The organism is Flavobacterium panacis (genome assembly GCF_024649945.1).
Classification (GTDB): Bacteria; Bacteroidota; Bacteroidia; order Flavobacteriales; family Flavobacteriaceae; genus Flavobacterium; species Flavobacterium panacis.
Genome location: NZ_JANKMS010000002.1, coordinates 318869 through 331045 on the forward strand (window position 1 = coordinate 318869; position 12177 = coordinate 331045).

Here is a 12177-nt window from a genome sequence, read left to right on the forward strand (position 1 = left end):
TTGTTTATATCGATTGATCATTTTTGAAAATCAAAAATTAAACAAATTACAACAAGTAAAACTATGCCTTTATATACAAGTCAGCCCTTAAAAATATACAATTCGCTTTCAGGCGAAAAAGAAGATTTCAAACCTATCCATGATGGAAATGTTGGAATGTATGTTTGTGGACCTACCGTATATAGTAATGTTCACCTAGGAAATGTGAGAACTTTTATGTCTTTTGACGTAATCTTCAGATATTTTCTGCATTTAGATTACAAAGTTCGCTACGTACGTAACATTACGGACGTCGGGCATATTGTGGATGATGTGGATGAAGGTGAAGATAAAATTGCTAAAAAAGCACGTTTGGAGCAATTAGAACCAATGGAAGTCGTACAGCGCTATACTGTAGATTTTCATAACATTCTAAAAGCTTTCAATTTTTTGCCACCAAGCATTGAGCCCACTGCTACTGGACATATTATCGAACAGATTGAAATCATCAAAAAAATCATCGACAAAGGTATCGGTTACGTTGCCAATGGATCGGTTTATTTTGATGTTGTAAAGTATAACGAAACCAATAATTACGGTATTCTAAGTGGTAGAAATATCGATGATATGCTGGCAAATACGCGTGATCTTGATGGACAATCTGATAAGAGAAACCCGCAGGATTTTGCACTTTGGAAAAGAGCAGAACCAGAACATATTATGAGATGGCCTTCACCTTGGAGCGATGGTTTCCCAGGATGGCATCTTGAGTGTACTGCAATGAGCACTAAATATCTTGGTAATCATTTTGATATTCACGGAGGTGGAATGGATTTAAAATTTCCACACCACGAATGCGAAATTGCGCAAAACGAAGCTTGCACAGGTCAATCTCCAGTAAATTATTGGATGCACGCCAACATGCTGACTTTAAACGGAAAGAAAATGGCTAAATCAACTGGAAATAATATTTTACCAGGCGAAATTCTTAGCGGTGATAACAATATCTTAAGCAAACCATTTTCAGCTTCTGTAACCCGTTTCTTTATGTTACAGGCTCATTACAGAAGTATTTTAGATTTTTCTGATGACGCTATTGTTGCAGCCGAAAAAGGATATAAAAGATTAATGGAAGCAGTTGATGTTTTACCAAATATTACAGCAGGAAATACGAGCTCTATCGACTTTGCAGCATGGAAACAACTTTGCTATGATGCAATGAATGACGATTTCAATACACCGATTTTGATTGCTCAATTATTTGAAGCGGTTCGTTACATCAATTTATTAAAAGATGGTAAAGAAACTATTTCAGCAACAGATTTAGCAGATTTCACAACAGCTGTCAATGCTTTTGTTTTTGACGTTTTAGGACTTAGCGACGAGAAAAACGCTGACGGTGATAACGACAAATTAGAAGGTGTTGTAAACATGCTTATCGGAATGAGAAATCAAGCAAGAGCAGATAAAAACTTTGCTCTTTCTGATCAAATTCGCGATCAGTTAATTGCACTAGGCATACAACTTAAGGACGGAAAAGAGGGAACATCTTTTAGCATTCAATAAGGAAAACTTTTTTTTGGATGTAACAAAATACCCTAAAATGCAACCTATAAAGAGTTTCAAAAACTAGACAATACGTATTTAATGTTATCCAAAATTCTAATATATCCATTTGTGCTATTGGTGCGTTTTTATCAAACCGCAATTTCTCCGTTTACACCGGCATCTTGCAGATTCGAACCCACCTGTTCCACTTACATGATTCAGGCATTACAAACTCATGGATTATTTTATGGCGGATTTTTAGGCATAAAACGCATTCTAAGCTGCCATCCCTGGGGAAGAAGCGGTTATGATCCTGTACCAGAAAAGAAATGCAGTCACAAACATTAACCTTTTATAAAACGGTACTTTACATTAAATATTTATTTTTACAATAATATAAAACATTTTACATGACACACGCCTTAAATTTTGTTTGGAACCCTTCAGAGGGAATCAATTTAGGATTTTTTATGATTCGCTATTACAGCTTAATGTTTGTAATTGCCTTTTTGTTAGGGTGGTTCCTAATGAAAAAGATTTTTGAAAGAGAAAACGAATCACTTGAAAAACTGGATTCTTTATTTGTTTGGACAGTTCTTGCCACTTTAATTGGAGCACGTTTGGGTCATGTTTTCTTTTACGATTGGGAATATTTCAGAAATCATTTACTTGAAATTTTCCTTCCTTTTAGATTCGAACCGAAATTCGAATTTACAGGCTTTCAAGGATTAGCAAGTCATGGTGCAGCGATTTCTATTATTGTTGCGATGTATTATTACAGTAAAAAAATTCTAAAACGTCCGCTTTTATGGATTTTAGATCGTATCGTAATTCCTGTAGCAAGTGGTGCTATTTTTGTTCGTTTAGGTAATTTTTTCAATTCAGAAATTATTGGTAACGAAACTACTTCTTCATTCGGAATTCGCTTTTTACATGATACCTTCAGCAAAAACGAAGCCGTACAAAAAACCGGAATTGCAGATCCCGTAGAAGCATATAATGCCATTGCTACAAATCCTAAATTCGCTACTCTTTTAGCAGAAGTTCCAGCGAGACATCCCGCACAATTATACGAATCGTTTTCTTATGTTTTTGTATTTGCGATTTTATACTTTTTATACTGGAAAACAAACACAAGACTTAAATCTGGTTATTTATTCGGATTGTTTTTAGTTCTTTTATTTGTAGTACGTTTTATTGTTGAATTCGTAAAACAAAGCCAAGGAGGAATCGAAGAAAATCTAGGCTATTTCTCAACTGGACAATGGCTAAGTATTCCATTTATCATTATTGGATTATTCTTTATCATAAGAGCTCAAAGAAATCCTTTAGCAGAATCTTAAAAAAATACTCAAATAGAAAAAACGCCCAATATCATTCATATTGGGCGTTTTCTTTTTATAATTGACACAAGATACCAAATTCGATATTTTTCGTATTGTATCCCGCATTTGAGCTTCCTAAACCAGCATTTGAAACATGTCTTAAACTAGGACGAATATCAAACTGAAATCTATCATAATCCACAGTACAACCAAATGCCAAAACATCTGCAAAAGCAAAACCTTTAGACATTCGTTCTGTTTCAGTATCTGAGACCATAGGACCAACACTTCCTAAAACATAACAGGAATACATTTTACCAATAGGTTTTCTAATCAAAAAACCGATATTCAGAACATATTCACGAACATTTTTCAATTTTAGATACTCAATTCTTTTCTGCTCAAAATCTGGAGTTTCCGGCTTTACAAAATACAAATTCAATAATTGATGTTTTCCAAAATTGATTTCTGGCTGTACTAAAATTTCATATTGAAAGTTCTTAGTTTCTTTAATTATATAATACAATTGAAGCTTATAAAAATGATTCGCAAAAGTATAATTCTTGTTATTAAATTCACTTCCTAAACCATAGCCTACACCTACTCTATAGTTGCTTTTTTTCTGCTGTGCATTAACAAACATTACAGCAAACAATACTGCAACAAAAAATAATCGTTTTTGAATCATAAGTAGGATTTGAATCTTATATACAAACATAAAAAAAAGATCCAGTTTTCACTGGATCTTTCTATATCAAAATAAGGTTTCTTATTATGCCTTATTATGTTTGTCTTCAATTGTATGTTTTTCATCATTTGAAATCGTATCAACCAGTACTGGAGTCGCGATAAACAATGAAGAATAAGTACCAACGATAATACCAATTAACATTGCGAAGATAAATCCTCTGATAGACTCTCCACCGAAGATAAACATCGTTAACAATACAATGATCATCATTAATGAAGTATTCAATGTTCTTGACAATGTAGTATTAATAGAAGCATTTACGATATCTTCGAAACTTCCTTTACGGTTTCCGATGATAAACTCTCTTACCCTGTCAAATACAATAACCGTATCGTTCATAGAGTAACCAATTACAGTTAAGATTGCAGCGATAAAGTGCTGATCCATTTCCATGTGGAATGGCATGAATTTGTAACATAATGAATAAACTCCTAATACAAATACTACGTCGTGCGCCACAGCTGCAATCGCACCTAATGAATACTGCCATTTACGGAAAGATACCATTAAGTATAAGAAGATAACTGCCATCGCTCCAAGAACTGCCCAGTATGAGTTCGTTTTAATATCTTCAGAGATAGAAGCTCCAACTTTAGAAGCTTGTAATACACCAACTGTTTTACCATTGTAAGAGTTAATGAATTTATCGTAAGAAGTATTTGGGAAATATTTCTGTAAAGAATTGTATAATTTCTGGTTTACTTCTTCATCAATAGCAACACCGTCTTCTTTAATTTTATATTTAGTAGTGATTTTCAATTGATCATCATCACCTAAAATCTTAGCTTCAACAGGAGTACCAAAAGCAGCAGATAATTCATCTGAAACTGCAGTAGCATCTACAGCTTTTTCGAATTTAACTTGGAAAGTTCTACCTCCAACAAAATCCACACCTTCATCTAATCCGTTAACGAAGAAGATAGAAACTAAACTTACTACTGTTACAATAGAAGAGAAGATATAAGTGAATTTTTTAACTTTAATAAAGTCAAAGTGGAAATTAGTAAACCAATTTTTAGTAATGTTTGTTGAAAAAGTTAAATCTGCTTTTCCAAGAATATTTCTATCGATGAAAATTCTAGCGATAAAGATAGATGTAAACAATGAAGTTACAATACCAATTAATAATGTTAATGCGAAACCTTTGATTGGACCTGTACCAAAGATAAACAAGATAGCTCCAGTTAAAACGTGAGTAACGTTAGCATCAATAATAGAACGCATTGCACCGTGCCATCCGTAAGAAGCTTGAACTGCCTCAGAAAGAGATTTTCCTTCACGTAATTCCTCTTTTGCTCTTTCATAGATAATAATGTTCGCATCTACCGCAGTACCCAATGTTAACACGATACCTGCAATACCTGGCAATGTTAATACGAAACCAAAACTTGCCATAATTCCGAATAAGAACAGTAAGTTCAATAATAAAGCAAGGTTTGCATACCAACCAGCTTTACCATAATAGAATACCATCCAAACGCAAACTAATAAGAAACCTAATACAGAAGAAATTGTACCTGCATCAATAGCTGCTTGCCCTAAAGACGGACCAACAACAGTTGATTGAATAATATCTGCAGAAGCTGGTAATTTACCTGCATTTAATACGTTCGCTAAATCTTTAGTTTCAGCAACATCAAATGAACCTGTAATCTCAGATCTTCCTCCAGCAATAGGACCGCTTGTTACACCTGGAGCAGAATATACGATATCATCTAAAACAATAGCAATGTAGCTTTTTTGAGCAAATGCTCTTCCTGTCAATTCTTCCCAAACTTTAGCACCTTGGCTGTTCATCTGCATAGAAACTGCAGGTTTACCCATTTGGTCAAAAGTATCTTTTGCATCAGTAACAACACCACCGCTCATTGCTGGGTTATTGTCTCTGTTTCCTTTTAAAGCGTATAATTCTACAACTTCAATATCTTTAGCACTTGCTAAATCTTTTGCTTTTTGATCTTTTATTGTAGTTGGCTTACTCCAAACAAATTTTGCATAGTGTTGGTCAGCTGCCAATAAAACTCTAATTTCTGGTCTTTTAAAATAAGCATTGATAGTTGCTGTATCTTTTGGTGCAAAATAACCCAAAACTGGTCCACCACCTTGACCGATAATTTTATCAAATAAAGGATTGTTTCCTTTTTTAGCTGCAGTTGAATCTTTAGTATCATCCGTTAATAAAGCATTCAATGAATCTTTAGCAACAGTTTTAGTTTCTACTTTCTTAACTTCAGTTTTCTTTAAAGCTTCGTTAGCTGCTACTAAGAAGTTTCCAATTTCTTCAATTTTGTAAGTTTCCCAGAACTCTAATTGAGCTTTTCCACCTAATAATTTTTTAATTCTATCAACATCCTTAGCACCTGGAAGCTCTACTAGGATTCTTCCTGTTTCTCCTAATTTTTGGATGTTTGGCTGTGTAACACCAAATTTGTCGATACGCTCTCTTAATACTTTAAAAGCACTTTCTACAGACTCATCAACTTTTCTTTTGATAACTTTTTGAACCTGCGCGTCAGACATTTGAAAATCTACACCACCATCTCCTTGAAGACTTCTATTAGCAAAAATATCTGGAGATGCTAATTTTACAGAACCTTTTGAATTTGCTTCAAAAGCCTCGAAGAACTTATTTAAATATGTTTTGTTTCCTTCTAAATTTGCAGAAGCATCAGCTAATGATTTATTAAAAACTGGATTTTTAGAATTATTAGCCAAACCTTTTAATACATCTTTAATAGAAATTTGAAGAATAACGTTGATTCCTCCTTCTAAGTCAAGACCTTTATTAAGTTGTTTGTTTTTCACTTCATTGTAAGTGAAATCAGTAAAACCAAGATTTAATACTTTTTCTTTACCAATAGAATCTAAATATTTCAGCTCTTTATCAGGGTTGTCACCTGCAAAAGCTTTAGCTTCACTTTTGACACCATTTGCCACAAAAGTGAATGATAGTTGGTAAATACTTACCAATGCAAATAGAATTGCGAAAAATTTAATAAGTCCTTTATTCTGCATTATTACTAAAAATTAATTATGTTTTATTTTTGTTTTTGTTTTAAAGTCCCATAAAATAAGCCCTGACATGATTTTTTAAAACAAAAATACGAGATCACGAATTACCATTTTTTTTTTAAACCGAGCAAATATATAATTAACGAAAATATTAACCAATTAATTTATTAATTAATCGCAAAAAAAAGACTGCAAAAGTGCAGCCTTTTTCTTTTATTTCGTTTTTTATTACACTAAAATCGTCTTTAAAGCCTCATTCATGCTACGAACTGCATCTGCACTTTTCGCAAATAATGCTTTTTCTTGATCATTTAAGTTAATATCAAGGATTTCTTCCACTCCGTTTTTACCAATTATACAAGGAACTCCTATACAAATATCATTTTGACCATATTCTCCTTCTACAAAAACAGAACATGCAATCATTTTCTTTTGATCGTTCAAAATACTATCTACCAAGTAAGCTACCGAAGCGCCAGGAGCATACCAAGCAGAAGTCCCAAGCAAACCTGTAAGTGTTGCCCCTCCTACCATGGTGTCTGCAGCAACTTTTTGTAACACTTCTTCTGAAAGAAATTCTGTTACTGGAATTCCGTTATAAGATGCCAGACGAGTTAACGGAATCATAGTCGTATCACCGTGACCTCCAATTACCATTGCCGAAATATCATTTGCAGGTTTATCTAAAGCCAATGAAAGATATGTTCTAAAACGCGAACTGTCTAAAGCTCCACCCATTCCTATAATTCTATTTTTCGGAAGACCTGTTGCTTTCAAAGCCAAATACGTCATAGTATCCATTGGGTTCGATACTACTACAATAATTGTGTTTGGAGAATATTTTAATACATTTTCAGCAACTGTTTTTACAATTCCTGCGTTTATACCTATTAATTCTTCTCTTGTCATTCCTGGCTTTCTCGGAATTCCTGATGTAATCACCACTACATCACTTCCTGCAGTTTTAGAATAATCATTGGTTACGCCAGATACTTTTGTATTAAAACCAGTATTTGTAGCGCACTGTGTAATATCCAATGCCTTACCCTCTGCAAAACCTTCTTTAATATCCAACAATACTACTTCGCTTGCAATTCCTCTATAAGAAATAACATCTGCACATGTAGCACCAACATTTCCTGCTCCTACAATGGTAACTTTCATATTTTATACTTTATCGGTTATTAATATTGCCTATTCTTTAAAAAGACAATTCGTTTAATTGTCTAGTAAATTTAAACAATTAAACGAATTGAAATTATTAATTTTTCATTTTATGCATCAATATTTGCATAAACTGCATTTTTCTCGATAAACTCTCTACGAGGCGGTACCTCATCACCCATCAACATAGAGAAAACTTGATCAGCTTCTGCCAAACTATCAATATTTACTTGACGTAAAGTTCTGAAGTTCGGATCCATTGTAGTTTCCCATAATTGTTCCGCGTTCATCTCTCCAAGACCTTTATAACGTTGAATATTGGCACTTCCTCCCATTCTTTCGTTGGCTTGATCACGCTGAACATCATTCCAAGCATATTCTTTTTTATTTCCTTTTTTAACCAAGTACAAAGGTGGCGCTGCGATATATACGTGACCTTCCTCGATTAGCTCTTTCATAAAACGGAAGAAGAACGTTAATATTAAGGTAGAAATGTGACTACCATCGACATCGGCATCACACATGATGATCACCTTATGATATCTTAGTTTTTCAAGATTTAATGCTTTACTATCTTCTGCAGTTCCAACTGTTACTCCAAGAGCGGTAAAGATATTTCTGATCTCTTCGTTTTCGAATACTTTATGATGCATCGCTTTCTCAACGTTCAAGATTTTACCACGCAAAGGCAAAATTGCTTGGAAGTTACGATCACGTCCTTGTTTTGCTGTTCCACCAGCCGAATCTCCCTCGACAAGGTAAACCTCACATCTTGCTGGATCTTGCTCAGAACAATCAGATAATTTCCCTGGTAATCCACCACCGCCCATAACGGTTTTACGTTGTACCATTTCACGCGCTTTTTTCGCTGCGTGACGTGCTTGCGCTGCTAAGATTACTTTTTGGATAATTAATTTGGCATCATTTGGATTTTCTTCCAAATAATTCTCTAACATTTCTCCAACAGCTTGAGAAACTGGAGAAACTACTTCTCTATTTCCAAGTTTAGTTTTTGTCTGCCCTTCGAATTGAGGCTCTGATACTTTTACCGAAATAATGGCTGTTAATCCTTCACGGAAGTCATCTCCAGCAATTTCGAATTTTAATTTATCTAATAACCCAGAAGCATCTGCATATTTTTTAAGCGTTCTTGTCAAACCACTTCTAAAACCTTGTAAGTGCGTTCCTCCTTCGTGAGTATTGATATTATTTACATAAGAGAAAATGTTCTCTGTATAACTTGTGTTGTAGATTAAAGCAACCTCAACTGGGATTTCTCCTTTATCATTATCCATACTGATAACATGAGAAACAATTGGCTCACGGTTACCATCTAAATAACGAATATATTCTTTAAGCCCTTCATCTGAATGAAATACTTCACTTCTGAATTCGCCTTTATCATCAACCTCTCTTTTATCTGTAAAAGTAATTGTGATTCCTTTATTTAAGAAAGAAAGCTCACGCATACGTGCTGAAAGCGTATCGTATGAAAATTCGGTTGTCTGAGTAAAAATAGTATCGTCTGGAAAGAAAGTCTGACGTGTTCCTCTTTTTTCTGTTTCTCCAATTTGTTTTACTGGATATAAAGATTTTCCTCTTTCATATTCCTGCTCGTAAATTTTTCCTTCTCTGAAAACTGTAGATTTCATATGAACAGAAAGTGCATTTACTACAGAAACCCCAACTCCGTGAAGACCTCCAGAAACTTTATATGAATCTTTGTCGAATTTACCTCCGGCTCCGATTTTAGTCATTACTACCTCAAGTGCAGAAACCCCTTCTTTTTTATGTAAATCGACTGGAATACCACGTCCATTATCTTCAACTGTAACAGAACCATCTTCGTTTATTGCAACACTAATCGCATCACAATGTCCTCCCATGGCCTCATCAATAGAGTTATCAACAACCTCATAAACTAAATGATGCAGTCCTCGAACTCCCACATCTCCAATATACATCGATGGACGCATTCTTACGTGCTCCATTCCTTCTAATGCCTGAATACTATCTGCTGAATAATTGTTCTTCTTGATTTCTTCGCTCATATAATTTATTCTAAAAAATGTATTTACTGTCTAACACGCAAATATATAAAAACGCGGGCTATATAACCAGTAAAATAGTAGTGAAAGCTGTTAAGTTATTAACACAATTGTCTGAAAAACTAAAAAATAAAAGTAGAAAATTCCAATTTTTTAAAATTTCAAATTCTAAAACTGAAAATTACACAAAAAACAATGTTTTTGGAAACTCCAATTCTTAAAATTAAATTCCAAATTTTTGAAATTCCAAATTCCAAAACTCTGAGTCTAGAATTTTTAGTTTCAATTCGAAAAACAACATTTCAAATTCCAATTTTAAAACTTCAAAATCCAAAATTGTATTAAAACAAAAAACCGAAATCACACCTTAATGCATTTCGGTTTTTAAATCGGTTTCAATTTGGTATTTGGAATTTATTTTATTTAAAAATTCTTTCTTTTTTTTGGGAATTTGGAATTTTAAAAAATTGGAATTTCTCTTTTTAAACCGCTACTCCAGATTTTACACTTTCAAAATTTCCTTTCAAGTGCGCTGCGTTTGCTCTTCCACTTGGATCAAGGTTTTCCTGCCATTTTGGTATCCATTTACGCACTGTTTGCGCTGCGCTAACCTGCGGGTAGTATTTATGAAAAATTGAACGATACAAGTAAGCTTCTTTTGTTGTTGGAGAATTATATGGAAATTCTGCATTTGCTCCTGCTAGTTGCTCATCTGTAACCTGCGAAACACAATACTCAATTAATCCGTCAACCCAATTGTATCCTACTCCATCAGAAAATTGTTCTTTCTGACGCCATAAAACTTCTGACGGCAAATAAGGATTTTCTGGGGTATCGAAGGCTTTTCTTAAGATGTATTTTTCAATTCCATCATAAGTTTTAGGCTGTTTTTCTTCTGTTTTAATTCGGATATTAGTATCTAAAAATGTAGTATCTAAAAACGGAAATCTAACTTCTAATCCATGCGCCATTGTTGTTTTGTCTGCACGAAGTAAATCTGCTGTAAACAACTTCTGAACTCTTTCTATTGTTTCATCTTGAAATTCTTCTGTTGATGGTGCATTTCTAAAATACAAATGACCACCAAAAACTTCATCGGCACCTTCTCCTGACAAAATAACCTTCACTCCTTGATCCGCAATAGCTTTAGACAACAAATACATTGGCACGCCAGATCTTACCGAAATAATATCATAAGTCTCGATATGATAAATTACTTTTTCTAAAATCTGTAATCCTTCTTCTATAGAAAAATGAATTTCATGATGTTCTGTTCCTAAAAACTCTGCTGCTTTTCTAGCAATTATATTATCTGGTGAATCAGCATCTAAGCCAATTGAAAAAGAATGTAATTTCTGTCCGTTTTCTTTTACTATTCGGGAAGCAATAGAAGAGGTCAAAGACGAATCCAATCCTCCTGAAAGTATTACACCAACTGGAACATTAGCCAATAATCTTTTACTGGTAGCATCAATTAAACTCTGACGAATTACATCAAAATCTAATGAGTGATTTGCATTTTTATGATCTTCGTATTCTGGATGATAATATTTTACAAAACCTTTTTTTGCCGTATAATAATGTCCTGGAGGAAAAGTTGAAAATGACTTGCATTGATCTGCAATTGATTTCATTTCTGAAGAAAAATAAATTCTTCCTCTTTCATCCAATCCGTAATACAGAGGTTTCACCCCAATCGGATCTCTTCCTGCAATATAATTATCACCATCGATAATCACGAAAGCAAAATCGCCATCGAGTTTATTACAGAAGTCATAACCAAACTCTTCATACAAATGTACAATTACCTCTGAATCTGATTCTGTTCTAAAAGTATGATGTTTTAAAACAGTATCTTTTAATTCTTGATAATTATAAATTTCACCATCATGAACCATCCAAGCTTTAGAAGTTCCTTGAATTGGCTGTTTACCCGAATTAAGATCAATGATTGATAGACTTTCATGGCAAAGTATACTGCCATTTTCCATAATATGAACATCACTTTCATCAGGGCCACGATGTGACATTCTTTCAGAAAGTTCTTTTACAAGCTTGGGGTCTTTTCCTTTACCAATTACGGCTAACAATCCAGACATACTATTCTATTTATTATTTTGTTGTAGTGTACAAAACTTAAAATTAAGTCGTACATTAAAAAATCATTAAAAATTTTCACTAAAAGCAAAACTAAATATTATTTTTTGCTTTCCTATATTTTCTTAAATTAAAATCTTAGGTATTCAATTCTATTTGGAGAATGCCAAATATAAAAAAAGTAAACTTACTAATTACCAAATGAAAATTATAAAGTACTGAAAAATAGAATTTAACAATTTTAGACAAGAAA

Annotated in this window: 8 protein-coding genes; 3 read left to right on the forward strand and 5 right to left on the reverse strand. The window is 33.6% G+C overall.

The window, feature by feature from the left end; all coding sequences use genetic code 11:
• Positions 1 to 63: 63 nt before the first annotated feature.
• From cysS to lgt, 3 genes are all read left to right on the forward strand, one after another.
• Positions 64 to 1545 carry a cysteine--tRNA ligase gene (gene cysS, locus NQQ59_RS06390; RefSeq protein ID WP_144214823.1) on the forward strand — a complete coding sequence of 494 codons (1482 nt, stop codon included), beginning with the start codon at positions 64 to 66 and terminating at the stop codon, positions 1543 to 1545.
• A gap of 81 nt (positions 1546 to 1626) precedes the next feature.
• Complete coding sequence (gene yidD / locus NQQ59_RS06395) at positions 1627 to 1875, forward strand: membrane protein insertion efficiency factor YidD (RefSeq protein ID WP_144214824.1); 249 nt, start codon at positions 1627 to 1629, stop codon at positions 1873 to 1875.
• Positions 1876 to 1937: 62 nt separating this feature from the next.
• Positions 1938 to 2870, forward strand: coding sequence for a prolipoprotein diacylglyceryl transferase (gene lgt / locus NQQ59_RS06400; RefSeq protein ID WP_144214825.1), 933 nt, complete (start codon positions 1938 to 1940; stop codon positions 2868 to 2870).
• A 55-nt stretch (positions 2871 to 2925) separates the two neighbouring features.
• Here lgt and NQQ59_RS06405 read toward each other — a convergent pair whose 3' ends face one another.
• From NQQ59_RS06405 to asnB, 5 genes are all read right to left on the reverse strand, one after another.
• Positions 2926 to 3540, reverse strand: coding sequence for an acyloxyacyl hydrolase (locus tag NQQ59_RS06405; RefSeq protein WP_144214826.1), 615 nt, complete (start codon positions 3538 to 3540; stop codon positions 2926 to 2928).
• 84 nt (positions 3541 to 3624) lie between these two features.
• Positions 3625 to 6618: a protein translocase subunit SecDF gene (secDF, locus tag NQQ59_RS06410; RefSeq protein WP_144214827.1), complete on the reverse strand. Its 2994-nt coding sequence runs from the start codon at positions 6616 to 6618 to the stop codon at positions 3625 to 3627.
• 225 nt (positions 6619 to 6843) lie between these two features.
• Entirely contained in the window at positions 6844 to 7779 is a 936-nt protein-coding gene (gene mdh / locus NQQ59_RS06415) for a malate dehydrogenase (protein WP_144214828.1), read from the reverse strand.
• A 110-nt stretch (positions 7780 to 7889) separates the two neighbouring features.
• Positions 7890 to 9830, reverse strand: a complete 1941-nt coding sequence (gene gyrB, locus NQQ59_RS06420) for a DNA topoisomerase (ATP-hydrolyzing) subunit B (protein WP_144214829.1) — start codon at positions 9828 to 9830, stop codon at positions 7890 to 7892.
• A gap of 479 nt (positions 9831 to 10309) precedes the next feature.
• On the reverse strand, positions 10310 to 11926 hold the full coding sequence (gene asnB, locus NQQ59_RS06425) for an asparagine synthase B (RefSeq protein WP_144214830.1): 1617 nt from the start codon (positions 11924 to 11926) through the stop codon (positions 10310 to 10312).
• Between the last annotated feature and the right edge of the window lie 251 nt (positions 11927 to 12177).

What these genes read in the sequence shown, in the direction of transcription:
- cysS (WP_144214823.1), top strand. Translation starts at nt 64, where the DNA reads ATGCCTTTATATACAAGTCAGCCCTTAAAAATATACAATTCGCTTTCA.
- yidD (WP_144214824.1), top strand. Translation starts at nt 1,627, where the DNA reads ATGTTATCCAAAATTCTAATATATCCATTTGTGCTATTGGTGCGTTTT.
- lgt (WP_144214825.1), top strand. Translation starts at nt 1,938, where the DNA reads ATGACACACGCCTTAAATTTTGTTTGGAACCCTTCAGAGGGAATCAAT.
- NQQ59_RS06405 (WP_144214826.1), bottom strand. Translation starts at nt 3,540, where the DNA reads ATGATTCAAAAACGATTATTTTTTGTTGCAGTATTGTTTGCTGTAATG.
- secDF (WP_144214827.1), bottom strand. Translation starts at nt 6,618, where the DNA reads ATGCAGAATAAAGGACTTATTAAATTTTTCGCAATTCTATTTGCATTG.
- mdh (WP_144214828.1), bottom strand. Translation starts at nt 7,779, where the DNA reads ATGAAAGTTACCATTGTAGGAGCAGGAAATGTTGGTGCTACATGTGCA.
- gyrB (WP_144214829.1), bottom strand. Translation starts at nt 9,830, where the DNA reads ATGAGCGAAGAAATCAAGAAGAACAATTATTCAGCAGATAGTATTCAG.
- asnB (WP_144214830.1), bottom strand. Translation starts at nt 11,926, where the DNA reads ATGTCTGGATTGTTAGCCGTAATTGGTAAAGGAAAAGACCCCAAGCTT.